The sequence below is a fragment of the Levilactobacillus cerevisiae genome, assembly GCF_003946245.1.
GTDB lineage: Bacteria > Bacillota > Bacilli > Lactobacillales > Lactobacillaceae > Levilactobacillus > Levilactobacillus cerevisiae.
Map to the genome: position 1 here is coordinate 52622 of NZ_RHNN01000004.1, position 25038 is coordinate 77659.

Annotated in this window: 25 protein-coding genes; 16 read left to right on the forward strand and 9 right to left on the reverse strand. The window is 51.0% G+C overall.

The genetic code is table 11. The annotated features are described in order from the left end of the window. The first annotated feature begins 150 nt into the window (after positions 1–150). The gene (locus EKM99_RS02450; RefSeq protein ID WP_125580587.1) at positions 151–1320 is read left to right on the forward strand and encodes a serine hydrolase; all 1170 of its coding nucleotides are present in this window, start codon (positions 151–153) and stop codon (positions 1318–1320) included. Between the two features lie 181 nt (positions 1321–1501). Beyond that, the gene (locus EKM99_RS02455; protein ID WP_125580589.1) at positions 1502–1711 is read left to right on the forward strand and encodes a hypothetical protein; all 210 of its coding nucleotides are present in this window, start codon (positions 1502–1504) and stop codon (positions 1709–1711) included. A gap of 194 nt (positions 1712–1905) precedes the next feature. On the opposite strand, the gene EKM99_RS02460 is transcribed toward EKM99_RS02455, so the two are convergent. The 3 genes from EKM99_RS02460 to EKM99_RS02470 are packed head-to-tail and all read right to left on the reverse strand — an operon-like array spanning position 1906 to position 3674. Then, positions 1906–2577 (reverse strand): chloramphenicol acetyltransferase, encoded by a 672-nt coding sequence (locus EKM99_RS02460; protein WP_125580591.1) that lies wholly within the window; start codon positions 2575–2577, stop codon positions 1906–1908. 11 nt (positions 2578–2588) lie between these two features. Further along, a complete protein-coding gene (locus EKM99_RS02465; protein ID WP_125580593.1) occupies positions 2589–2918 on the reverse strand; it encodes a GIY-YIG nuclease family protein in 330 nt (109 codons plus the stop codon). A gap of 3 nt (positions 2919–2921) precedes the next feature. Next, positions 2922–3674: a DUF2087 domain-containing protein gene (locus tag EKM99_RS02470; protein WP_125580595.1), complete on the reverse strand. Its 753-nt coding sequence runs from the start codon at positions 3672–3674 to the stop codon at positions 2922–2924. Between the two features lie 239 nt (positions 3675–3913). Between EKM99_RS02470 and EKM99_RS02475 the strand changes: the two genes are divergently transcribed. The 5 genes from EKM99_RS02475 (at position 3914) to EKM99_RS02495 (ending at position 8542) form a co-directional block, all read left to right on the forward strand. Then, the gene (locus EKM99_RS02475; RefSeq protein ID WP_125580597.1) at positions 3914–4738 is read left to right on the forward strand and encodes an HAD-IIB family hydrolase; all 825 of its coding nucleotides are present in this window, start codon (positions 3914–3916) and stop codon (positions 4736–4738) included. An 82-nt stretch (positions 4739–4820) separates the two neighbouring features. After that, positions 4821–6110 carry a PTS transporter subunit EIIC gene (locus EKM99_RS02480; protein WP_225419756.1) on the forward strand — a complete coding sequence of 430 codons (1290 nt, stop codon included), beginning with the start codon at positions 4821–4823 and terminating at the stop codon, positions 6108–6110. Further along, positions 6100–6915 (forward strand): alpha/beta hydrolase, encoded by an 816-nt coding sequence (locus EKM99_RS02485; RefSeq protein ID WP_125580599.1) that lies wholly within the window; start codon positions 6100–6102, stop codon positions 6913–6915. Before EKM99_RS02480 ends, EKM99_RS02485 begins: the two co-directional genes overlap by 11 nt. A gap of 68 nt (positions 6916–6983) precedes the next feature. After that, positions 6984–7799 carry a Cof-type HAD-IIB family hydrolase gene (locus EKM99_RS02490; RefSeq protein ID WP_125580601.1) on the forward strand — a complete coding sequence of 272 codons (816 nt, stop codon included), beginning with the start codon at positions 6984–6986 and terminating at the stop codon, positions 7797–7799. Between the two features lie 80 nt (positions 7800–7879). Then, a complete protein-coding gene (locus tag EKM99_RS02495; protein ID WP_125580603.1) occupies positions 7880–8542 on the forward strand; it encodes a hypothetical protein in 663 nt (220 codons plus the stop codon). A 768-nt stretch (positions 8543–9310) separates the two neighbouring features. Here the strand turns inward: EKM99_RS02495 and EKM99_RS02500 are convergent. After that, positions 9311–10270 carry a nucleoside hydrolase gene (locus EKM99_RS02500; RefSeq protein ID WP_125580605.1) on the reverse strand — a complete coding sequence of 320 codons (960 nt, stop codon included), beginning with the start codon at positions 10268–10270 and terminating at the stop codon, positions 9311–9313. Positions 10271–10933: 663 nt separating this feature from the next. On the opposite strand from EKM99_RS02500, the gene EKM99_RS02505 reads away from it, so the two are divergent. After that, positions 10934–11974 carry a PrsW family intramembrane metalloprotease gene (locus EKM99_RS02505; protein WP_125580607.1) on the forward strand — a complete coding sequence of 347 codons (1041 nt, stop codon included), beginning with the start codon at positions 10934–10936 and terminating at the stop codon, positions 11972–11974. Here the strand turns inward: EKM99_RS02505 and EKM99_RS02510 are convergent. After that, positions 11959–12717, reverse strand: a complete 759-nt coding sequence (locus EKM99_RS02510) for an alpha/beta fold hydrolase (protein WP_125580609.1) — start codon at positions 12715–12717, stop codon at positions 11959–11961. The genes EKM99_RS02505 and EKM99_RS02510 overlap by 16 nt on opposite strands. 39 nt (positions 12718–12756) lie before the next feature. Between EKM99_RS02510 and EKM99_RS02515 the strand changes: the two genes are divergently transcribed. Beyond that, positions 12757–13746 carry an NAD(P)/FAD-dependent oxidoreductase gene (locus EKM99_RS02515; protein ID WP_125580611.1) on the forward strand — a complete coding sequence of 330 codons (990 nt, stop codon included), beginning with the start codon at positions 12757–12759 and terminating at the stop codon, positions 13744–13746. 980 nt (positions 13747–14726) lie between these two features. On the opposite strand, the gene EKM99_RS02520 is transcribed toward EKM99_RS02515, so the two are convergent. Next, a complete protein-coding gene (locus EKM99_RS02520; protein WP_125580749.1) occupies positions 14727–16817 on the reverse strand; it encodes an LTA synthase family protein in 2091 nt (696 codons plus the stop codon). A 953-nt stretch (positions 16818–17770) separates the two neighbouring features. Here EKM99_RS02520 and EKM99_RS02525 point away from each other — a divergent pair. Then, positions 17771–18436: a histidine phosphatase family protein gene (locus EKM99_RS02525; protein ID WP_125580613.1), complete on the forward strand. Its 666-nt coding sequence runs from the start codon at positions 17771–17773 to the stop codon at positions 18434–18436. Between the two features lie 18 nt (positions 18437–18454). Continuing rightward, positions 18455–18889: a GNAT family N-acetyltransferase gene (locus EKM99_RS02530; protein ID WP_125580615.1), complete on the forward strand. Its 435-nt coding sequence runs from the start codon at positions 18455–18457 to the stop codon at positions 18887–18889. A 33-nt stretch (positions 18890–18922) separates the two neighbouring features. Here EKM99_RS02530 and EKM99_RS02535 read toward each other — a convergent pair whose 3' ends face one another. Together EKM99_RS02535 and EKM99_RS15960 are read right to left on the reverse strand one after the other, a co-directional pair. Beyond that, positions 18923–19684: a hypothetical protein gene (locus EKM99_RS02535; RefSeq protein ID WP_125580617.1), complete on the reverse strand. Its 762-nt coding sequence runs from the start codon at positions 19682–19684 to the stop codon at positions 18923–18925. 253 nt (positions 19685–19937) lie between these two features. Further along, the gene (locus EKM99_RS15960) at positions 19938–20102 is read right to left on the reverse strand and encodes an ATP-binding protein (protein ID WP_225419761.1); all 165 of its coding nucleotides are present in this window, start codon (positions 20100–20102) and stop codon (positions 19938–19940) included. Between the two features lie 305 nt (positions 20103–20407). On the opposite strand from EKM99_RS15960, the gene EKM99_RS02540 reads away from it, so the two are divergent. After that, positions 20408–20893: a type III toxin-antitoxin system ToxN/AbiQ family toxin gene (locus EKM99_RS02540; protein WP_164511493.1), complete on the forward strand. Its 486-nt coding sequence runs from the start codon at positions 20408–20410 to the stop codon at positions 20891–20893. A 287-nt stretch (positions 20894–21180) separates the two neighbouring features. After that, positions 21181–21336 (forward strand): hypothetical protein, encoded by a 156-nt coding sequence (locus tag EKM99_RS15725; RefSeq protein ID WP_164511494.1) that lies wholly within the window; start codon positions 21181–21183, stop codon positions 21334–21336. Positions 21337–21543: 207 nt separating this feature from the next. Here EKM99_RS15725 and EKM99_RS02545 read toward each other — a convergent pair whose 3' ends face one another. Then, positions 21544–22047: a C40 family peptidase gene (locus EKM99_RS02545; protein WP_125580620.1), complete on the reverse strand. Its 504-nt coding sequence runs from the start codon at positions 22045–22047 to the stop codon at positions 21544–21546. A 206-nt stretch (positions 22048–22253) separates the two neighbouring features. Between EKM99_RS02545 and EKM99_RS02550 the strand changes: the two genes are divergently transcribed. The 3 genes from EKM99_RS02550 (at position 22254) to EKM99_RS02560 (ending at position 24944) form a co-directional block, all read left to right on the forward strand. Continuing rightward, positions 22254–22724: a MerR family transcriptional regulator gene (locus tag EKM99_RS02550; RefSeq protein ID WP_125580622.1), complete on the forward strand. Its 471-nt coding sequence runs from the start codon at positions 22254–22256 to the stop codon at positions 22722–22724. 244 nt (positions 22725–22968) lie between these two features. Next, positions 22969–23502 carry a PadR family transcriptional regulator gene (locus EKM99_RS02555; protein WP_125580624.1) on the forward strand — a complete coding sequence of 178 codons (534 nt, stop codon included), beginning with the start codon at positions 22969–22971 and terminating at the stop codon, positions 23500–23502. 5 nt (positions 23503–23507) lie between these two features. Then, positions 23508–24944: an MFS transporter gene (locus tag EKM99_RS02560; protein WP_125580626.1), complete on the forward strand. Its 1437-nt coding sequence runs from the start codon at positions 23508–23510 to the stop codon at positions 24942–24944. The last annotated feature ends 94 nt before the right edge of the window (positions 24945–25038 follow it).

Consider the following 25038-nt stretch of genomic DNA (forward strand, 5'->3'; position numbering starts at 1 on the left):
GGAACGAAGTTGTTCAACGTCTAACCTGTGGATTACGACCAAGTTACGTCCCCAACAAGTAAGTTACAAATCACACCTAACCCTTGTGGCACGGGCATTTTACATGTTAGGGTAACTAGTGAACGTTTCTAATGAGGAGAGGACTACATAATGAGAAAATCTGGAAAAACGACCTGGCTCGTGTTGGCCTTGGTGTTTGTGTTTACCCTGGGTGCTGGCATGAGCATGCAAGTGACCGCGCAAGCTGCTAGCTACACCACGGTTTCGACGAGTAACATGACCAAGACGGCTTACCACAAGACGAGCACGGCCGGTGCCATTTATAATCAGACGCATACGAAGAAAATCGCCGCTCTGAAGACGTATCCCAACACCACTTGGTACGCCACACAAAAGGCAACTTTGCAGCACGGCAATACCAAGGGCATCTACTATTATGTTTCTAATAGTGGCGGCACGGTTAAGGGGTGGGTTTGGCACGGCTACCTGACCAAGGGCAAGGCGTTTAGTTTGAAATACGCTAAGAATGCGATTGCGATGGACTACACGACTGGGAAAGCGGTTTGGTCCAAGAGTGCCAACACGGCGCGGCCAATCGCTTCCGTTTCCAAATTGATGACGCTGTACCTGGTTTTGAAAAAGGTTGACGGTAGCGCCACGGCCTGGAATCAAGTCGTCGACACCAGCAGTAAGGGCCTGATCGCCATGAGTAAGAGTTCGGCTTGTGGGGGCTTCGTCTTCCAGACGGGTCACAAGTACACGGTTAAGCAGCTGTATGACGCCGCTTTGCTGGATTCTTCCAACAACGCCGCCATCGCCTTGGGCAAGTGGGTTGCCGGCAGTAATGCGAAATTTATCCAACAAATGAACGCACAGGCCAAGAGCTGGAACTTGGGCAAGGCCAGTTTCGTTTCCGCCTCCGGGTTGGAAAATAGCGACTTGAAGACGTATGGTTATTCCTACGGGAGCGCCAACGCCAACATGGTTTCTGCGAAGGACGTTGCCTTGATTGCGCGGCACTTGATCCAGGACTATCCGCAAATTTTGACGGACGGTTCGGTTGGCTCCAAGTACGTGGACGGTCAACTTTGCTACAATTATAACAATATGTTGTCCGGTCGGAAGTACTACCAAGCTTCCTTGAAAGTGGACGGCTTGAAGACTGGCTACACGCCACTCGCTGATTACTGCTTCGTGGGAACCGGTCAGATGGCGGGCAAGCACCGGGTCATTACCGTCGTCTTGCACGATGAAAATGAGTTCACGGAGACCCAATCATTAATGAAATACGCGTACAGCTTTAGTAGTATGGCTAGCTAGATTCACAGGTGAAAGACGTTGTTGCCGAAATGGCAATGAGGTCTTTTTATTTTTGGACAGAACTACTTTAGGGGTGATCTGGTTGTTGGGGTATTTGCTATCTATTGGGGGGATGAACCGGTATGATGGGTGAGTGAAAGCCTAACTGTGGGGTGCTCACAAATGAAAGCGAGGACTGGTTGTGACAGTTAAAATATATCAATACGAGTCAAGCGAACCCGTTGCCCCAGGGGGCTCCTTGAAAGAATTCATGAACGTGCAAGGTATCTCCGCAACGCAACTCGCTGAGCAAGGGAACGTCTCACCGGAATACGTGCCAGCAGATTTTTGGTTGCGATACGATGCAAAATACCACCAGGCGTTGACAGCTGCACAGAAGCGTGAGGAATAGGTAATTGATTGAACACCAACTAAGAAAACCGGCGGCGGACACGAAGCAGTAAACCAAGTCTAAAGCCAATAAAACAGGCCATTGACGTAAGCTCTCAGGGAGCCGGTCGATGGCCTGTTTTAGATTGGACTAATGTGGAAAACCAGTTGATAAATGAAACACCACCTCGGAGGCAACTGGTGACACACTATTACCTACAGTTCAAACCACTCGTCCGGGTGGTCAAAAGCCGCCTGCAAGCGCTCGAAGAACTGGCTCACGTGATACCCGTCCGCCACCGCGTGATGGATCGTCACGGAGAGGGGCATTTGCCAGCGACCGGCTTCATTGACAAACTTACCGGCCTGAACCACGGGGAAAAAGGTGTTCAGCGGCGCGAATGGTAGTGGCGTGTAGCTGGCAAAGTGTGTCCAGGGGATGCTGCCAATCATGTAGGTGTTGGCGCTTTGCGGTGCCTGGGGCATGGGCGTGTGGGCGTCACCGAATTGTTTTTGGTCCGCCAGGTAGTTTTCGTAGAAGCGGTTAAAGTTGGCATCGTAGGCCGTCCAGAGGCTCGAAATGGTATGGTCGTCGGCGTGCATGACCGAATAGGACGGGTGGAGCACGTCGTAACGGACCAGCTGGCCGTCGTCGGTTCGACTGATCCGGAACTCAGGTAACTGAGCGATGACTTTTGAGACCAGGTACAGGTAGGCGGCGTTGAACTTGAATTGCCGCGCCGCCAGCCATTCCTTGGTGGCAGTCACGTCAAGGTCGACGTTCAGGGTGAAACCGGTCGGCATCATCTTGGTGAAGTAGTAAAAGTATTCACGCCGCGGCCAAGTCGTCTGGTCGATGGGCGTCTGGTGTATGTTCAGTGTGGTCATAGGAAACTCCTTTAATGTTGGTTGTAAGCGGGCTGACATTTTTCCAGCCATTCCGCCTTGAGATCGCGTAGCTTGTGGCGTAAATTCACGACATCGGTGGCGTCCTTTTTCCACAGCACCGAGTAGCTGAAGTGTTCGGCGCCCAAGGTGTTCCAGTCGTCTTGAAGCGCGGTGTCGTGGTAAAAATTACCGTTCAGATTCGTTTGGTAATAGCCCCAGCGGTTGTGCAGGTTCGGGGCAACATCGATAAATGTTTGGCCCGTCTGGTCATTCTTGATTTGAATGACGCCGTAGAAGGTGGGCGTGGCCTTGTATTGCTGGATGATTTCTTTCTTGTTCATGGGTTACTCCTTATAGCTTGGGTTGCGCCAGTAATCGGTTCCGTCGTTCGTCCGTTGCACGAAGTCGTAGTCGACCAGGTAGCGACGCAACAGGGGGAAGTCGGGATAGATGGGCTTTAAAATTTGGTTGAGGCCAACTTCGGTGAAGTGCTCGCCCAACGGAATCTCTGCCGTGAGGCGTTTTAAAATGGCTAAGATGGCCTTCTGATGTTTCGGCCACCGGGCCAGCCGCAACGGATCCGTGGTCGTGAAATATTTGGCCACGAGTTGGTGGTATTCACTGGTGGTAATGGCAAAGCGCGCGTCTTCGGGTCCCGCCTGATCTGGCAAGCTGATCAGCGTGTCGGGCACGGCGGGTTGATTGAAGACTTGGTCGTAGACGGCCAGGTACAGCTTGGCTTGCTTTGCTTTCTCGCGGAAGGTGAATTTCTGGTGACGAACGGTAGCAGCCGCGACCCCGGTTGCCTCGGCAATGTCGGCGTCCTTTTGGCCCGTGCTAAAGGCGGCTAAAAGCTCGCGCTGCTTGGCCGTTAGGGTGTTGTACTTACTAGCGTCGTTGATCAGCAGGTGGACGGCATCCGGATGGACTTGCGCCACGTGGCGTTGGACCATTTGGAGAGCCGGATAAAACTGGTCGCCATCTGGAAATACCTGGTCGGTGGCAAAGCTGGTTTGACAGTAGTTACAGACGTAGGCGTTGGCCTTTAGGTGCCAACCCTGTTCAATTTCGATGAGGGACAGATTTTGTAAGTTCATGGGACAGACCTCCAATGGAATTTAGTGTACAGATGTTTACGATAACTGTCAACATTTATTTAAAACAATCAGTCATAGATAAACATTTTTATTTCTCAGTGAACGCGCGTGAAAAATGAAATCGCCGCCCCACCACAATTGGCCACTGCAATTCTTATGATTATATTTATAAGAGATTATCGTTGCGCACCGCCTCCCAGCCAGGTATGATGGGTGCAAGTTAGCTTTACGAAGGGGAGATGGGTGACGTGAGACCGCGGTTGATTGCAACGGATTTGGATGGCACTTTTTTGGATGGCGTGGGGCGTTATGATGCGCACCGGTTTGACCAGCAATTGGCGAAAATGCAGGCCCGCCAGATACGGTTTGTCGTGACCACCGGGGACCCGCTGGATCACGCCCAGGAGTTGTTTGCCCCACTGAAGAACCGCGCCACGATTACCTACGTGGTGGAGGATGGCGCGCTGATTGCGCAGGCGACCGGGCAAGTCTTGCAGTGTGCCGCCATCGCGCCAGCGCGCTGGCAGGCGGCCACCAACTGGATTCGGCGGACGCCACTAATGACTGGCTGTTTTGTGATTGCATGTGGCTGGAAGAAAGCTTACACGCAGTTGCCGGCGGCCGGTCAGCGTTTCCAGGAGTCACGGGTGTTCTATCCCAGTCTGACGCACGTGGACGACTTAAACACGGTGACCGATAGCATTCTCAAATTAGATTTAACTTGGTTGAAAACGGATATTGTGCCCCAGGTGGCGGCTTTCAATCGCCGTTTCGTGGGAAACTTAGTGGCGACCAGTAGTGGTCTGGGTGGCATGAACGTGACGCTACCAGGCGTGAACAAGGCCGCGGCGCTCCAGTACCTGGGCGATCGGTGGCAAATTGGTTCCGGCCAGATGGCGGCCTTTGGTGACTCTGGTAATGATTTAGCCATGCTCCGTGAGGTCGGTCAAGGGTTTGCGGTGGCCAACGCCGCGCCGGAAGTTCTGGCGGGGAGTCCGCAACAGACCAGCGATACCAATGAGGCCGGTGCCGTCCTCAACCAGATCGACCGGTGGCTGGATTAAGTGGCCGGCTTGCCTAACCGAAGGCCCAACCGTGTCAGCGACTGGGTAGAGGGCTACAATGGTCGCAATGGGGGTGAGGGCCGTGCAAAATGAAAATGGGTGGTTGGGGAGCCACTTAATCAAGCTTGAAGTCAGCTTTCAACGCAACCGGCAAGTGGCCGCCATTCGGCAGTCACTCCGGTTGATTTTTCCAATCATTCTTTTAGGCAGTCTCGCAAATTTCTTTGACCAGGCCTGGTTACAGCAATCGGGGTACTACTACCAAACGCTTCACGTGGCTAAATGGCTGTTTCAGGTGAGAGTTCTGCGGCAGTACCTGCGACTGGTCAGTGCGGGGACACTCGGACTGGCGGCTATTTTGATGGCCTTTGCCGTGAGCTATTATCTAGTTGTGCCCGTGACTCGCCAGACCACGAATCGGTTAATGGCCGGGATTACGGCCGTAATCAGTCTGAAATTTTTCAATGTGAGTCGCGCGTCGGTATTGAGCCTACGACCAATCAAGTGGGTGTCCGCTAACCTGGGATTGCAAGGCATTCTAATGGGTCTCTTGGTGGGCCTCCTGATTGGCAATAGCTATCGGTGGCTGTTGAACCGGCAAAAGGAAGCTGACTTGACGGCGCCGTTGCTGTTGACGAGTGGTTGGTTGATGGGCATGGCTGCCTTGGGCCTGATTTGGACCACGACGCAGACCGCTAGCCTCAACGCCGCGTTCGTCAGTGCTATTCAGTGGCCGTTTCGGTTACCGCATTTCATATTGGGCCTATTTGGTTATAGTGCTTTAAATAGTGTGTACGCGTGGTTGGGAGCACTGGGGTCCACCACCATTGGCGGCCAAACCGTGGCGACGGCACAAAATTTGGAAGCCGTGCTCAATCATCCGGGGTGGCACCTGCCGCACCCGTTGACGCCCCACACGGTGATTGACGTCTATGCTAATTTTGGTGGCACCGGCATGCTGCTGGGCTTATTGTTGGCCATGTTGTTGGTTCACGCGCACCAGCAATCCCGGCAGGTGGCCTGGCTGAGTCTGGTGCCGACCATCGGTAACTTCGGGGCGCCCCTCATGGTCGGGATTCCTGTAATTTTGAGCCCAGTGTTGGGGATTCCGTTTATCCTAGCGCCGCTGGCCTGCATCAGCGTCAGTTGGTTGTGTATCCGTCTGGCCTGGGTGCCGGCCGTGGCCTATCCGCTATTGACCGGGACACCGGGCCCCTTCTTAGCCTACCTGGGAACGGGCGGTAGTTGGGTGGCACTCGGCCTCGGCGTCGTGGACCTACTGATCAGCACAGCCATTTACTATCCATTTGTGAAATGGCATTGTCAGGCCCAAGCTCAATTGGACGGGGAGGTGTTGCCCGATGAAGCGTAAATTTACATGGGGATTCATTGGGGTCGTGAGCGTCATCATTCTGTTGTGCCTACCAGGATTTCTCTGGCGGCCACAACAGCGGAGCGAAGTGCGCGACCACTATCAAACGTTGCTGGCCCCCGTCTTTCTGGTCCCCGGCTCGAGTGCGACGCAGAACCGGTTCAACGCGTTGGTCACGGAACTCAATCACGAGACAAAAAGTAGCCACAGCCTTTTGCGGGTGGAAGTCAAGACGAACGGTCAATTGGTCTACACGGGCAGCATTCGCCCGGGGGATGAGCATCCATTCATCGTCGTTGGCTTTCAAAATCACAATGATGGCTATCAAAATATTTTAAAACAAGCCAAGTGGTTTGCCCTGGCCTTTAACGCGCTACAGAAGACGTATAAATTCAATCATTTCTCGGCGATGGGGCACTCCAATGGCGGTCTCATTCTGACCCTCTTCATGGAGGATAGCCTTGATCAAAAGACAGTCACGGCGAATCGCTTAATGACGATTGCGTCGCCATTTAACCTGGAGGAAAAGGATCCGGACGTGGATACGCCGCTGTTTAAGCGGCTAACGGCCAACCGCCAACACCTGCCACGCCAGCTAGTCGTCTACTCGATTGCCGGCAGTAAGACGTTCACCGGGGATGGCATCGTGCCCTTCGACAGCGTGAACCGTGGGAAGTACATTTTCCAAGATCAGGTTAAGGGTTTCACGCAGATTACGGTGACGGGCGCGAACGCCAATCACGCGGATTTGCCGGAAAATCAACAAATTGTTGGCCTCATGTGTCAGGACCTTTTGTCCCATTAGTGGTTTATTTCACAGGCCGTTACGTGTAAACTAGGGGCATAAGGAAAAATTACGGAGGCCAACAACGAATGATAAAAATGATTGCGCTCGACTTAGACGAGACGTTACTCAATACGGATAAAACCATCAGTGAAGCCAACGCGGCGGCATTACGCAAGCTGCATACGGCGGGCATCAAGGTCGTGCTATGTACCGGCCGGCCGATCAATGCCATCTGGGGTTACCTGGAACAATTGGGCTTGACCACGGCGGAAGACTACACGATTACCTTCAATGGTGCGCTAGTGATTCAGAACACGACGAAGGACGCGCTGGCCCAGAGTGGCTTGAGTCGCACCGATTTTCAACCGCTACATGAGTTTGCGGCGGAAAATGGGTACCCCCTGGACGTCTTGGACTTTGAACAGGTTTACCCCGTCGCCGACCTGACGCCATCCGTTTACCAGCAGATGTTGAAGGCGCCGATGACCTTCACGCCGACCGCGTTCGCTGACTTGCCGGACCATCTGTTTAGTAAGGCAGTCATGGCGACCGATCCAGCCGTCTTGGATGCTGTCGTTGCGAAATTAACGCCGAAAATGCATGACCTGTATCACGTGGTCCGGTCACAGCCGAAGATTTTGGAATTCCTGGCTGCGGACATGGACAAGGCCGTGGGATTGGGCCAACTGTTGACGCACTTCGGCTGGGACTTTAGCAATCTGATGACCTTCGGCGATGCAGAAAACGACTTAGGGATGATCAAGGCGGCCGGGGACGGTGTGGCCATGGTGAATGGCCAACCAGCTGTGAAGGAAGCTGCCAACCATATCACACCAAAGTCTAATAATGAGGCGGGAGTTGCGGCATATCTTGAACAAACCTTCCCAGAATTGTTGGGATAGGGAAGGTAGCGCTTGCAATTTCATAGACAAACTGGCAGTATAAAATGTGTATAGCATAAATCTTAAGGAGGATTATGGTTATGAAACGTTTGATGGTAAAACTTGGATTAGTAGTCCTTGCAGCGGGTACCCTGGGTGGCATCGCGGCACCTAGTGTGGCTAGTGCCAGCACCAAGGCCAAGCCAACGTTTACGAACACTGACTTGAAGCGTTATTACAAGAGTGCGAAGTCAAAGACGGCGTTTTACTTTAAGACTTATAAGTCGAATGGTAAGACCGGGACCCTGCTGATTTTTGGCGACTTCAACGGTAAGAATGCCAACGTCAAGTACGGTGTGCCAACTTCGATTAAGGTCAGCAAGAACAAGCGGACGTTGACCACGAAGTACAAGCTGATTGAATTTAAGACGACCAACAACAAGACGACCACGTCCTTGACGAAGAAGGCATACACCTTTAAGCTGACCAAGAAGACCAGCACGACCTTTAGCACCAAGGTGACTGGGACGAAATTAGCACGGCGCCTGGCAACTACTGGGAAGACGTACACGTATACCAAGACGAAGACTAGTCCAGCTTCCGCATACGCAAAGAAGTACGTGAAGCCAGCCATGCAAAAGGAATACACAGACATCTTCAATAACACGGATTCGTTGACCGCTGCGCAAAAGAAACAATACGCAACGCAATACACGAACACCGCTGTCACGACGATGATCAACAACTTTAACTACAAGTCATAATGAAGCGTTGCGCGCGTTGGTTGTGAACGACCACACGCTTTCAGTAAGCTAAATTTAGAGAAACTAAGAAGGTCATGACGATTGTCGTCATGGCCTTTTTTAATGGAGTTATCTCAGTGTTGTGGTAATCTGCCGGCTTACCGTGAGCCAAATTTAGGCTGGAACGCTGTGGGGAGGACGCCGAAAGCCTGGGAAGCGGTCTTTCAGCTCGCTTTGAACCGCCAAGTGCGCGTTTCAAAGTCGCCATTTTCCAAGATAGACTGCATGGAAAATCCCACGGTTGAGCCTAAATTTGGTTCACTCACGCCTACATTGAGTGAGTCGATGACTAAACGCTGGCTATCGCTGGAATAACATTTTATAACACTATAGTTGTTAGAACGCATTCTGAACCGGAGGAGGACAGAGATGGAGGCAGCTGTGTCGACGGCGTTAGCTGAGTGATCTACTCAGGTTACGCCGTGGGACACGTTTGGAGACTGACGATTTTTCAGGCTTCAAACCGAGCCGGAGGACCGTACCTCAGGCCGCAGGCGGTCCCCACAGCAGCCGGAATCTCTGGCAGCCGCAGGCGATGGAACGGAATCACCAACGTTATATTGCTGAATCGTGGAACGAAAGGCAGCCGGCTCAGCTTAAAACTGATAGCCAAACAATCCAAGCCCGGGATTATTCGGCTACCAGCCTTAATGCTCACCAGCAAACCGCCTTTCGTCCCACTCTCCAAAAGAAAAAAGCACCAGCCGCAGCCGATGCTTTCAAAATTGTTTACTTGTTAGCTTTGAATAAAGCAGTCAGGTATTCCATGAAGACCTTGAGGTAACGGTCCTTGTCAACCATGACGGAAACCTTGACGTTAGTAGGTTCGTTCAAGCGGTTGTCATCACCGATTGTCCGGCCGTAAGTTTCTTTGTTGTAGTTAACAACCATGTTCAAGTCAATCGTCGTAACGAAGCTAGGGTCCAAAGCAACCCCAACAGCCAGTGGGTCATGCAAAGCACAGCCACCTAAGTTGTCATTGAATTGCTTGTAGGCTTCGATGTAGTAGTCCACGATGTCAGCGAATTTTTCACCGGCAACAGTGCCTAATTCACGCCACTTCTTGGTTTCCTTCTTGGTTAAGAGGGTCCGCAGCGTGACATCCAGGCCAACCATCGTTGAGTGGAGTGGGCTAGTCAAGACAGCGTTGGCAGCTTCAGCATCTTGGTTGATGTTGGCTTCAGCGTAGGCCGTGACGTTCCCAGGCATGGTTAAGGCACCACCCATGAAAGTCATGTTGCCAATTTCGTTGGCGATTTCTGGGGCCTTCTTCAAGGCAGCGGCCAGGTTGGTCATTGGACCAGTTGGGACCAAGGTCAAATCTTTGCCGTATTTGTGAGCTGATTCGATTAAGAAATCAACGGCGGATTCTTTTTCAATTGATCGCGTAGGTTCTGGCAATTCAACTTCACCAATCCCATTTTGACCGTGAATGTTTGCACTAACTTCCATCCGGTCGAAGTGGTCAGAAGTTGAAGAGTGACTTTCGCCTAAGTATACGGGGATGTCGGTGTGACCCAACAGTTCCAAAATCTTCAATGCGTTCTTGCCACCCTCTTCGACGATGACGTTACCGTAGGATCCCATGATCCCGATTAAGTCAACATCAGGTGCACCTAATGCGTAAGCAATTGCAAGAGAATCGTCAATCCCAGTATCCAAGTCCAAAATCATTTTACGTTTTGCCATGATAAGCGTGTCTCCCTTTTGATCAAGATTTAAGCTTTAGAGCCTGCTTTAACTATAATGTAACTGGTTACATTTAGCAAGCTCAGTCAGTCACCAAGTTGAAGCATTTGTGGGTTCAGGGTAAGATAGAAGGCAGAAGTTGAAAATGAAAGCGCACTCATTTCGGGGACGAACAAAGACTGAGGTAAAGCGATTTACGTACACTTTCAAATTCGCCAAATTTCCGGAATTTATTGTGGTTCGACGGGGTTAAGTGGTAATCTAAATTTAGTAAAGTTTTTTTCTGGCGGCTGGAATTTTGAGTCGAAAATTGCGGAATTTGCCGACCAGCTATAATTGATGCTAATGAAAAGTAAGCTTAACGTACGCGATAACAAGGGAAAAATGAACCACAAGAAGAAAAACCACGTCGATCATTTCTTTATGGTTTAAACCGATGTGAGCCGCAGGGCTGGTGAAAATGAGCCAAGCCGTGGGAATTGTCTTAGCGGCGTCTTTTGCCGCTTAGACAATTGATACCTTTGAGACTCGCTAGAGGCTCAAAGTAAGCTCGGAGACCGCACTTAGGCTCCAGGCGGTCGCCCACAGCGATCCGGTCTCATTTTCACCAGCCCGGAGGCGCAATCAAAGCCGAATTTAAAAAGATAAAGTAAGGAGGCCGCTATGGCTAAGGAAGGCAGTAAGCCCATCAGGAAACATTTCGAGTATCACAATCACCTCCTAGACGACGCCACCAAGGAAATGAACGAGTGGACGGGGGAGAACAAGGTGGTGGAGATTCACCTGTTCCAAATGTTCTCGGAGGTCTTCAAGCACCACGATTTAGACGATGCCGAAGCCCTGTTTATCGTCGGCACCAAAGAAACTACGCCCTCACTGGAAGCCGTTTCGGCGGCGCCAGTCAAACCGTGGCTGTTCTCGCGGGTCTTTGGCGTGCTGGGCGCCAGCTTCTTTCTGCTCGCCATGTTGTTCTTGGTCTTTCGCAGTAACAACGCGGTTCCCGGGATGATTTTCATTGGCTCGTTGACGGTGCCGTTTGCGCTGTTGATCCTCTTCTTTGAAATGAACGTGTTTCAAAATATCTCCGTGTTCCAGCTGATGACGGTTTTCCTGGTCGGCGGCATCCTGTCGCTGATTGCGACGATGATTCTGTACTCCCTGATTCCGTCGGGAAACGGTACGTCGTGGGAGTCGGCGCTGATTGTCGGCTTCATTGAAGAAACTGCTAAGATGCTGGTGATTGCGTACTTCATCAACCGGTTCCATTTAAATTACATCTTCAATGGCCTCCTGATTGGTGCGGCCATTGGTGCGGGATTTGCTGTCTTTGAAACGGCGGGCTACACGGGGCAGTACGGCCTGGTGACGCTCCTGATGCGGAGTTGGCAAGCCATCGGCACGCATACGATTTGGTCGGCCATCATGGGTGCGGCAATTATTTTGGCCAAGGAACGCCATCAACCGGTTACCGGTAGCAATATGGTGGCGCCAAAATTCCTGCGCTTCTACCTGCTGGCGATTGCGCTCCACGCCATCTGGGATTGGAACGCGCCGTTTGCACTATTAGATATTTTATATCTGCAGCAGTGGGTCCTGATTGCCATCGGCTGGGTCGCCATCTTTGTGCTGATCAACGCGGGCTTGCGCGAGGCCCGCACGCTCCAGGGCCAGCGCATCCTCAAGGGCAATCAGCTCGGCGGATAAAGGTAGCGCATCATTTTCACGTCGAGCGCGGGATTTTCGTGAAGCAGGGAATGTTGCGTATCCCAGACGGGCCCGTTAAACGTGGCAAATTGGTACCCACCGACGTGGCCAGCCACCAAGGCTTTCAGCGGGGTAACGGTGTTGACCGGGACCTCGCTGTCGTTGGCGAGCCGGCCGATGGTTCCCGCCAAGTTAAGAATTTGGAGTTGGGGATAGTGGCCGCGTAGGGCGGTTCGTTCTGGAAAATCAGCTCCGACCATGACGATTCGGTGCACACGAACGGGGGCTGGCGCGTCATTGTTGAGGTAGTCGTAGGCAATCGTCCCGCCAGAAGAATGGCCGACAAAATTAACGCGGTCAATCCCGTAGCGCTGGTGCAGTTGCGTTAAGACGGTCGCCAGCTGACGGGCCTGCTTTTGCGGGTGGGTGTTGTCCTTAAAGACTACCGGAATCAGCGGGTTGTTGGCGGCGACAGCCTGGTGCTGTTGCCACGTCACCCGACCGTTCCAGCTGACGCGAGCGGTGAGGGCGAAGGTGCCAACTCCCGGGCGGTCGAGACTGGTGACCATGCTACGTAGCGACAACCACGCGCCGTGAGTTCCCGGCAAGAAGAGGGTGGCCGTCCGTGTCTGGGGCACGCGCAGGTGATTGAGCACGGTCCAGCGGTGATTCCACCAGACGACCAAGCTTCCCAGAACCAATAAAGTTGTTAAAAATATGGTGAGTCCACGTTGATGTTTCACGGTGACCACCTCCTTAAAATTGAAATGGAGAGCGATAAAATGACTGAAACTTATGACATTACGATTATTGGTGGCGGACCTGCCGGCATGTTTGCGGCCTTCTACGCGGGCATGAACAAGGCCAAAACGCAGGTGGTTGAGAGCCTCGCCGAGTTAGGTGGCCAGGTCAACGCGTTGTATCCGGAGAAAACCATTTTAGACGTTGCAGGCTTTCCCGCTGTGACGGGGCGTGACCTCATCGCCAACCAGCAGAAGCAGTTGGACCAGTTCCCGTTGACCATCAGGACGGGGCAGGCGGTGACCAACGTGACGGCCAACGCGGACGGATTTACCGTCACCACGCCGCAGGGCACGTCGCAGACCAAGACAATCATCGTGGCGGTCGGTAACGGGGCCTTTTCACCGCGTAAGCTGAACGTGGCCAACGCGGACGAGTTGACCGGTAAGCACTTATTTTACAGTGTCCGTGATTTGGAACGCTTCCGTGACAAAAATGTTATGGTGGCTGGCGGTGGTGACGCGGCGATTGACCAGGCGTTGATGCTCGAGCAGGTGGCGAAATCCGTCACGCTACTGCACCGCCGCGACCAGTTCCGCGGGTTGGCCCACATGGTTGATTTGCTGGAACAGTCCAGCGTCAAGGTCCAAACGCCATACTTGATTCGGGAGCTGGCGGAGACAGCGACTGGATTAGATGTGACACTCAAGCAGGTGGGTGAGCAAGGCACCATCGTCCATGAAGATATTGATGATTTGGTGGTCAGCTACGGTTTCACCGCGGATCATCGAGCTCTGGCGGCGTGGGACGTCGACCTGGCAGAAGACCATCGATTGATTGCGGTGGACTCGACCATGGCAACCAACGTGGCCGGCATCTACGCGATTGGCGACGGCGTGATGTATCCCGGTAAGCAACCGCTGATTGCGACGGGCTATGGCGAGGCACCGGTGGCGGTAAGGTCGATTATGACGCAATTCTTCCCCAACCTCCACGGCCCAGTGCGCAGCACATCGCTGAGTTCTAAATAGGCACGGCGGATCATGTAATAGAGACTTATGGAAATTGCCACCTGCGGCTGCCAGAGATTTCGGCTGCTATGGGGACCGCCTGCGGCCTGAGGGGCGGTCCTCCGACACAGCTACCACCATCTCTGCCCTCCTCCGGTTTTGGTTGGGTCTTCAACAGGACATTGAGGTGATCGTCGACAGACCACTTCACGGGGCGCCGGCGTCCTATCCATAGCTCTCTAATCTTCAACCTTTAGTTAATGTTTAACTAATTAGCCGCCACAACTACCTTAACAATAGTAGAAATTCAATATAAATCAAAGAAGCTGTTCGCGCAATCGTGTAGATTGAACGGACAGCTTCTTTATTTGGCCGAATCTTGCCAGCTTACCGTTCCCCAAATTTAGGTTGTAGTTGTATGAGTAATCAAAAAGCCGTCTATCCCAATCACAGTGATGGGATAGACGACTCATGAAAAATCTTTGGTAGCGTATTAATCAGGTAAGTCACCCAACAACGGAGAGACATTTTTGATTGTGAACGCCAACTGAATCATCAGTAACCAGTGACGCAAGCTGGAAGTGAACGGTCAATCTCAGCCGGAGACGGTTAGGTACGGAACCCTGTGTCGGTGGTGTTGGCCGGTGAATTGCCGGCCTTACAAGATGAAAAATATTCGGATAACTAAAAAGCCGTCTACCCAATCGTAGTGAGGGGTAGACGGCTCAGAGAAATCATTATTCACACGCTAACCAGGTAAGTCACCCAGCAACGACGACTCTGCGAGGAAGTAGCTTCATCGCGGAGCCGGAGAAATTCTAGGAACGCAGACCTGTGTCGGTGGCCTTAGATCGGTGGTTTTCCGATCTTAGACCACGGGTCGATCTTGGAAACTCACGGTTTTTGTGAGGTTTCAAGTCGCCTTTGAAGACCGGTTCTCAGGCTTCAAAGGGTCGCCCCACAGGCGGAGTTCCTAGAAATTTCGGAGGTGGAGCGGGAAGCTACTTCCCGCTAGTGTCATCTTGGTTGGTGATTTTGATTCGGTTGGAGTTGGTGGTCTTGTGGCCTAACTCGGGCGCATCCGTCTTATAGAACGGTTGCGTCGACTTATCCCCATTCCGGGAGAACAGGCTAGTCGACTTCAACCCCAACTTCTGCTCAATCTTCTCTTCCTTCTGGAGCCCGTCAGAGTAGTTGTAATCGGACGGATCCACGGTCTTGAAGCCCTTCGGATGGAAGAAACGCAGGAGGTTCTTTTGGTTCAACGAGTCGGAGTAGTTTAACCCTTGGTTGACGTGCTTTTGCATGGCCGCAATCTTCGCCTTCAATTTCTTATCCGGCTGAATGACCTGCTTGGTCTTATTGCTGTAAATGGTCCCGTCAATCGAGGTGTAATCCGGACTGACCCAATCTCTGTTCCGGAAAGCCACGACCGGATTGTGTTCCTTGGAGAAGAGGTCGGTCCCGAACTGAATGTACTTCTTGGTATTCATGCCCATCAGGTGCATCAGGGTTGGCAACACGTCGATTTCACCGCCATAGGTGTGGTCGACCTTCCCCTTGGTGTAGCCAGGCATGTTAAACATCAGCGGAACCCGCTGGAGTTGCGCGTTGTCGTAATCGTTCCAGTCATCTGGATTGACTCCGAGCAACTTGGCCAAACTCTTGTTAGAGGAGTTGGAAATACCGTAGTGGTCCCCATATATCATGATCAGCGAGTTCTTCGCCAAGCCGGATTTCTTCAGGTAGGCGTAGAATTCCTTCACGGACTGGTCGAGGTAGTGGGCGGTCTTAAAGTAGTTATCGACCGTCTTATCCCCGGTGTTTGGCGTCTTGAAGCTAGAATCCTCACTGTCCAAGGTGAACGGGAAGTGATTGGTTACGGTCAGGTATTTCACATAAAATGGCTGCTGCAGGTGCTGCAGGTACTTGATGGAATCGTGGAACAATAGTTTGTCCTTGAGTCCGTATCCCAGTGATTTGTCACCGGACGTATCGTAGTAACTGGCGTCGAAGAAGTACTGGTAACCCAGGTTCTTGTAGGTGCTACTCCGGTTCCAGAAGCTGGCGACGTTCCCGTGGAAGACCGCGGTGCTGTAGCCGGCCTGGTCGAAGATGGCCGGTGCCGCCTGGAAGGTGTTGTCGTTCCCCAGTTGGGTAAACAGCGAGCCCTGTGGCAGGCCGTAAGTCCCGGTTTCCAGCATGGTTTCGGCGTCGGAAGTCTTTCCTTGGCCGACTTCATGGAAGAAATTGTCGAAGCTGTAGGTCGACTTGCTCTTGTACAGCTTGTTCAAGAATGGCGTGACCTCCTGACCGTTAATCTTCTTGTTGATCAGGAACTGCTGGAAACTTTCCAGGTGAATGACAATCACGTTCTTGCCCTTGGCGATGCCGTAAGTCTGCTTATTTGGCGCGGCATAGTTCTTATGCACGTATTTCAAAATACCGCTGAGCTCAGACTTTTTGGCGTGCGACCGCAGTTCACTGGTGTGTTGCGACTTGATGCCATCGTAAACGGTGAAGGCGTCGAGCCCCATGTACTTCACCAGGTAAGTCCGGTCAAACGTCCGCGTTAACAGCTGGGGCCGATCCATTTCGCCCATGGTCAGGTTGACCGTGAACAACAGGAGGGCGCTAGACGTTACGGCAAAGCCGACGCGCTTATTTAACGGGCGCGGATCGATGTAGATGCGCCGCGTCGCCAGTAGGGCCAGCACGACGACTAGATCGAGCCAGAAGAAAATGTCGTGCGGCGAGGTCAGTGCCAGTGAGCTCCCGGAGAGTCCCTGGTCGACCTTGGAGTAACCCAGCATGGTGCTAACGGTCATGAAGTCCGTGAACTCACGGAAGTAGATGACGTTTATGTAGAGCAACAGGCTGTTGAGAATGTCGATGAGAAAGATAAACGGGTAGAAGAAGCGCGCTCGTTTGAAATATAACGCCAGGCCGAACAGGAGAATCGTTGTGGCCAGCGGGTTCAAGAGGAGAATCAGAAATTGAAACGGATCACTGAGTCCCAACTTGAAGTCGACGAAATAGGCGAGTAAAGTCTTTAGCCAGAACAGGACGACTAGCAGGGTGGTAAAGCCCATGCGCGTGCCGGTTCTGGCCCATATTTTTTTGAAACGTTCCACGGTTCGTTCGCTCCTTCATGTACGGATAAAGTAGTCTCATTCTACCATATAACTTTGGGTTGTGCGCTACTCGGTGGCCAGCCGCCCATCCTGTGGGGCAGACCTGAAGCCACAGGGCGGTCTTCAGGGCGGTTTGACCCCTTACCAAGAGCGTAAGGGGTCAAACTCGGCCGTGACCTAAGACGAGAACACCACTCGTCAAAGGCCACTGACACAGGATGGGCGGCTGGCCGCTCCGGAACACCGAGTAGCGCGCGGCAACGTTGTCTGGTTCATGAGCCGATGGGGTGTTGGTTAGGGTGATCAGGTGAGCCTCCGGTGACCAGACGCCACTCCTGTGGGGCAGACCTGAAGCCTGGGAAGCGGTCTTCAGGGCGACTTGAAGCCTTACCAAAAGAGTAAGGCTTCAAGCTCGGCCGTGGTCTAAGTCGAGAAAATCACTCGACTAAAACCACCGACACGGGGTTCTGTCTGGTCACCTCCGGCTCACCTGGCAGACTGCCCGCTAGTTACTGGTAGTTGAGGTGGTGGGGATGTTGTTTTGCTGTTCTATTGTTGTAGAAAACCTGTGCAAAAAGATGCGGTGCAGTGTGACTTGCAACAAATTTGTTTATGTTTCTTCCATTATATGTGATGCTCACTTGTACACATACTGATCAGGTACAGTCGTTAAGTTGCAAACCTAGAATTCACACGGTTTCTCAGCCATCAGGTCACACAGCGCCAGTGCACCAATCCCAACTACCCTATCCTAGTAGTCACATTTTCCTAATCCTATCAAACTTCACCCCGACGTAACCGTTTTGCCGGCAAGTTTAGGAAAACTTTAAGTCAGACTACGAAATTGTAACCGCTACCGTGCTTTCTTTGGTACACTAGAGGTATATTCAGATGAAAGGTGTGACTTAGATATGACGAAACAACTCACGCTGTACGTGGTCCGTCATGGGCAAACGTATTTTAACATCTATAATAAACTGCAAGGCTGGAGCAACTCGCCGCTGACTGAGGCGGGGATCGCTGATGCTGAGGGCGCTGGCCAACGGCTACAGGACGTGCAGTTTGGTGCGGCTTACTGCAGTGACACGACGCGGGCCGAACAGACGGCGAAGACAATTTTGGCCGCTAACCACTCGGCACCGGCTGCGCAATTGACGACCGCTGCTTTCTTCCGGGAAGAGTTCTACGGCTACTACGAAGGCACGGACATGGCGCAAGCCTGGTACGTGGCAGGTGCACCGCATGGCGTGCCGTCGTTTAAGGCGATTGAAGAAAAATACTCGATTGGCAAGGCCAAGGACTTCTTAAAGGAAGCCGACCCATTCCGCCAAGCCGAAAATAACCAAGAGTACTGGGCGCGGGTGGACCAAGCGTTTGACCTGATCCGCCACAATACCGATTTAAAAGACGGCGATAACGTCTTGATGGTCAGCCACGGCAACACGCTGCTGAGCCTGATGGAACGTTACGGCCAAGGCAAGTACGACCTGAGCGAACGGCCAGCCAATGGGAGTGTCACAAAGCTCCTGTTGACGCCGGACGATATTCAGGTGTTAAGCTACAACCAAAAAGATTAAGCGAGGATGGATAGGTTAATGGAAATTAGAATGGCTTGGGGCAAATTGAACCCCGTATACCAAGACGCCTTGCAACTGCGTAAGGACGTGTTCATTGAAGAACAGGGGATTGATCCCAAGGATGAGCTGGACGGAACTGACGAAGACAAGATGCACTACGTCGGTTACATTGATGACGAACCCGTCACGACGGCCCGGATTGACATGCTGGCTGGTAACCGGGTGAAGATTCAGCGGGTGGCCACGGCAGAAGATCAACGCAAGCACGGCTACGCGGCAGAATTGATCAAGCAGATCATCCACGATGCCAAGCGCTCAGACGTCGCGCACGTGGAACTGGACGCCCAGTTAACGGCCATGGATTTCTATAAGGAATTAGGATTTGAACCAGTAGGTGACCCGTTTGAGGAAGCTGGTATTCAGCATCAGACGGTGCGGTATTCTGGGGAATAAATAAGAATTAAATTAAAACACTCAACTGGATTATCAGTTGAGTGTTTTAATTACTGTTGCAACTTCAGATTTAGCTTTTTTTTGGTCAGAGGAATAAGTCAGATAACTGACAATGAAAGTTCCTACGGCAGGAACGATAAATAAGGCAATCCTTGTGAGGGTATTCGCCGTAATATTTACTGAAATTAATTGAGATGACACTAAAATAAGTGAAATGAAAAATTCAAGGATAATCCATGCAACGGAATTTTTGAACCATAAATTGGAGAAAGCATTAATTCCAATTTTGTAATTGTCAGTGGACTCAACAAAATCGTCATCATTATTAATGATTGAAGCATCAATGTGATTGATTTTATCTTCAATGAGGTTGAAGATGAGGTTCTCTAAATATTTATTTCGAATATAGTTTGGGTACAAGTGGAGTTTCATCGGTGAACGAAGTCCGCTGACAGTCCCGTGTTTTAACCAATTCAATTTAAGTAAAAGACGGCCTACGTCTTGTACATCGTCCTTGTATATGAAGTAGTCCGTTACAGACACTTTTTCTAAGAGATGTTGGCAAAGAAGATTGATAAGTCGGTCTTCTGTTGATTCCGATAAGGGTGAAACGAGCGACTGGAATTTTTGCACATCACTCTGAGTTAGACTCGGAGAAATTGTAAAATGGTATAATTCATTACGCCAGTCAAAAGTATTATGGAATTTTGCGTTGATTTGGGTACTATTGAGTAATGGAGAGATGATTACAGAGGAAATAATTACAGCAATCACAGCTCCTATGGCAGAATTCAATTTTGAAGCCTTCTTTCGGTTTAGAAAAATAAAACCACATAGCTGTCTTACCAACGCGGTCGAGTTAGTTTGAGGTGCTTACAACCTTCAGAATATAATACTCGACGTTCAAATGCAATATCCAATGTTGAGAGTAGAGCTGGAGAATCGTTTAAATGTAGAAAAGGCCCATGCTTCATCCCAAATGGATGAGAGCATGAGCCGGAAGTAAATCAAGATGATTCACCCCGAATGGCTGATCAGCTCATGACTCTCAATAGCGGTCAAAAATGTAGGAAAAAGGCGGTTTAAAAATGTCCTTTTTTGGCGGCCAAATTGTCGGTGTTAAGCGGTACGGCTCACTGGTTATCTTAATGATATGGGAATGATGAACCAGTCTGTTTAGGATTGCTGCGATGACCGTTGGATTCTTAAATATTTCTACTCACGTCGACAGCTCGTTGATACTCGTAGCAATGTTGGCGTATGTGGATTCCAGTTACGCTAAATGGTTTACAATTCGCTAAAATTCGTGTATATTGTGTACAGGAAGAGAGATACTTCCTCGTTAATTGTGTTTAAGATTGGTGATTCTCTACCGTGAGTGAGAATTTTAAGATTGGTGATTCACTACCGTAAGTGTGAATTTTAAGATTGGTGATTCTCTACCGTAAGTGAGAACTTTAGTGTGATAGGGGCTGGCCATCAGCCCTTTTTTTATTGCTAAATTTTGGGGGAGAGCAAGTGGAATTAGTTTACATCAACAGTGACTATATTACCTACCTAAGGAAGTTTGATGATAGAGTTCGCTGGAACAAGAGTCATCGTCCTTATGTGGGAATCGTCTTTAGTATTGGCGCTTTTACATATTTTGCTCCGTTGGAAACGGCTAGGAAAGGTAAGAAGATTAACAAGCGTATTGCAATTGAGATTTGGGATAATCCTAAGAGGGATGATTCTCCACTCAGCTTTCTACTCATCAATGATATGATTCCGGTTAATGCTGATAATTGGACACCAGTTGACTTTGAATTTGAGAAGGAAAATAACCTACCTAAATTTCAATTGTTAATGAACGAGGTTAATTACATTCGTTCCCATTTTGATAAAATTACGACTATGGCAAATAAGGTCTATGTGAACACGACAGTGAAACATCTTCCATTCTTTAAGCAGATGTGTTTAGATTTCAAAAAGCTAGAAAGTAAATCCTTGAAGTTTAAAAAGTAAGTCTCATTCAAATAGAGAAAGGTCTGGGACAGACTTGCATATGCTGCTACACACCCTGAAAGATGAAAACGACGACCACTGATCATTTAATGATAAACTATCATTGAGGGATTAGTGGTCGTCGTTTTATTGGCACTTTGTTTCGCCAAGGGATAAACTGATCCTTCTAACTTGTGAGCACCCCCAAACATTGTCTTGAGCATGAATATAAAATTACAGATTTGATTCAGTTAGGGAATCCTGCTACATATTAATACAAGGAGGCGCCATCATGGATATGGATGTAAATGATGATAGTTGCGCTGGCTGGGATGTCCACTAAGGAAACGTTGTGGCTTGTATCCTTCATGGTAAAAGAACTTTTACTCGTTCCAATGCAGGTCACTAATGAAGAAAAGACCCATGTTTCATCCCAAATGGATGAGAGCATGAACCGGGAGTAAATCAAGACGATTCACCCCGAATGGCTGATATCATCTCGTAATCATTATGCTTGTTCAAGAGGGGGCAGAGCAAGCGGTGGGGGGCGTTACTGGAGTTATACATCAAAAAAACACGCTACCACCGGCCATTCACCAGTGCGTAGCGTGTCGAATTTTTAATCGTTCAGATGAATTCATGAGGTGCAAACTGAACGTCTATTTCAGAAATTAATCAGCGTCGGTGGCGCTAGTAGTAGAGCTACTGTCATCAGTGGTTACACGTGCGTAACCAACAGCGTGCCACCATGGGGCATGAACGGCTTCGCGAACAACGCCGCGGTTTTGGGCATCGATCATCTTACCCTTACCAATGTACATCACCACGTGGGAGATAGAGTAGCTACTGCTACCGAAGAAGACCAAGTCACCCTTCTTGATGTTGCTGTAGCTGACGTGCTTGTAAGCATTGTATTGGGCTTGTGCAGTCCGTGGCAATGTTACGCTAGCACCCTTCTTGTAGATGTAACCGGTAAAGCCTGAGCAATCAAATGCCGTAGGACCAGTCGCACCGTACACGTAGCTGGCACCCAAGTGGGCCTTAGCAACCTTGTAGATGGACGTGAAGTCACTGGACGTAGCGGCCGAAGCGGTTGTTGTGTTACTGGCGTTAAAAGCAAAGAACCCGACGAAAACTAGTGCGCTTGCTGCGATTGTTTTAATAAATTTCTTCATTCTAATAAACACCCCTCATGAATTTTACAGTTACAAGAATACCAGTGTAATATGACAAATGTGTAACAAGCCAGTTGCAGGGCTGTTAAATGTCTTAAACAAAACATTACTTTTAACCAGAAAGTTGTAATTGGGGTACGGAATTTGCTATTATCTAACATAATTGGTAACTTAGTTAACAGGAATGTTCAGAGGAGGAGAGTAAAATGGCACAGTTTACAAATGAAGCGCGGAACTTCTTTGATGTCCAGCGGCTGGTCTTTCGGATTGGGGAGTTGGCAGCCATGACGGACGTCTCAGCCCGTCAGCTACGTTACTGGGAGAAGAAGGGCCTCATCGCCTCACAGGAGCGCGCAGATGGCCAGCAGGCGCGGGTCTACACGTTTAAGACCTTCGTGCGAGTGTCGATGATTAAGTATTTCTTGGATGAAGGCTTTACCTTAGCCGGGGCAGCTCGTCAATCCGACAAGCGTCAAGACCGGATGAAGTCGATTCACCACTTTGTGTTACACGGTCTCAAGGGGATGGCGCAGATTGACGGCCAGTTGGCCATTAATTTAGGCGCATTCGACGCGGATCAGACCTTAATGGCGCTGATGCCAGACGACGGTCCCATTCATTACAAATTGTTACCAAACGATGAAGCACAACGCGTGACCCAGGCGGAACCGGAATAGTCTAGGTTTAAGACCGGTTTGTGACGGGCTCAGGACAACTGTCTTGGGCCTTTTCGTGTGTCCTGGGCTAGTGGGAGACGGGTAAGCCGGCCCTATGATACTGCTGCGGACCATGTGTTCCGACTTCCCAGTCAGGCATAGCGAAACGGTTAATCGTTGGTGTATCCCAAGTTCACGCTATTTCCGCCCGGCCATTGCATGTATCGTCCAGATATACTATAATCAACAGCGAGGAGGGGTCACGATGTACGAATTATTTGTGTTAGGGCAACTCATGGATCACGAGATGGCCGGGTATCAGCTGCGCAAGGCGCTTAAGGCCGTGGTCGGGCAGGAACAGACCGTCAGCTACGGCGTCCTGTACCCACTGCTAGAGCGACTGAGCCAAGCGGGGGACATTATCCTCACGACGACTGACACGCAACGACCCAAGAAAGTGGCCACCCTCACGCCCCAGGGACATGCCCATTTCAAGGAACTAGTCCTAGTGCCGGTGACCATCAACAAGCAGGCACAACTGACCTTTCAAATCAAATGTGAGTTTTTGCATTTATTATCCGTGGCCGATCAGCGGACGGTGCTTCAAGACTTCCGGGCCTTCAGCCACTTTCAATTACAGAACCTGCAAGCGGTCCGCGACTACCTGACGGATCATCCGCGGATGGTACCCAGTGATGTGGCCGATTCCTTACAGGTTAACCAGCTCCAACAAGTACGGGCGCAGGCGCAAGACGATTGGATCGTCGAACGCATCGCCAATTTAGAAAAGAAAGCGTGAGTAACGTGCAACCGAAAACTTTTGCGGCCGATCCGCAGATTCAACAACACCGCTGGTGGATCCTCGTCGCGGTGTGTCTCTTTACCTTCATGTCGACGCTGGACGGTAGCATCGTCAACATTGCCTTGCCCGTCATGAGCAAGGACCTCCACATTCCCATGAACCAAGCGGAGTGGGTGGTCTCCATCTACTTAATCGCCATCTGTGCGCTCCTGCTGGTCTTTGGCAAACTCGGCGACACGCGCGGGAAGATTCGGATTTTTAAAATGGGTTCCGTGCTGTTCATTCTGGGGTCCTTACTCTGTGGGTTCAGTGCCGGGCTGCCATTTCTACTGGTTGCCCGGGCCATTCAGGCGATTGGGGCGGCGATGACCATGGCCACCAACAACGGCATCATCACCGAGGTCTTTCCGTTTAGTGAGCGGGGCCGGGCCCTAGGGATGATTGGCTCGTTCGTGGCTTTGGGGAGCATCGCCGGTCCCGGTGTCGGTGGCCTGATTCTGGCGCACCTCCACTGGGGGTATATCTTCTGGATCAACGTGCCAGTGGGCGTCGTCGCTTGGTTTATCGGTCAATGGATTCTGCCCAAGGACATCACCGTGACCCACGCACCGATTGACAAGGCGGGGGCCAGTCTCTTTGCTTTAATCATGGTCAGCCTCTTCGCTGCGGTCTTCGTGGGCCAAGAAATTGGCTTCACCCAGCCACTGATTCTCGGGCTGTTCGTGGTCGCCGTCGTGGCCATCGCAGTGTTCGTGCGCCTGGAGTTACGAATCGCTGATCCTATTCTGGCCTTGCAATTATTTAAAAATAAACGGTTCAGTATCAGCATTCTCTGTGCCTTTCTGATCTTCGTTGCCAACTTCTTCTTCAACGTGATTGCGCCATTCTACTTGGAAAACGCCCGGGGGTTGGCCGCCAATTACGCGGGATATGCGCTGATGACGTTCCCCGTGGTGCAGGTGATTGTGGCGCCGATTGCTGGGGCCGTTTCGGATAAGATTGGCCCGGAACTGTTGACGTTTATCGGCTTGATCCTGATCTCCACCAGTCAGATTGGTTACATGCTCGCGAACCTACAGACGCCGCTGTGGATCTTCATGTTCTTCATCGGCCTGGTTGGCCTGGGCAACGGGATCTTCATGTCGCCCAACAACTCGATTGTCATGAGTTCCGTCCCGGTCCAAAATTTAGGCGTGGCGGGCGGCATCAATGCCTTGGCGCGGGAACTGGGGATGATCATCGGCATTTCGATTGCGACGACCGTCCTGTTCTCAGCGATGGGGCACTACGCCGGCCATCACGTGACCGCGTACTTACCGGCCCATCCAGAAATCTTTATCGACGGGATGCGGGTAGCGTTCATGGTTTCGCTGGCGATCTGCCTCGTGGCCACGGCGATTACCGGGTTCCGCTTGTTCCGGCGTTCGGCGGAAGCCTAAGCGGGCTTGGTTTTATAGATCATCGCAGTATTTATATTAAAAAAGTAGTCCGTTCAACTGATCGTATCCCGGTCGTTGAGCGGACTACTTTTGG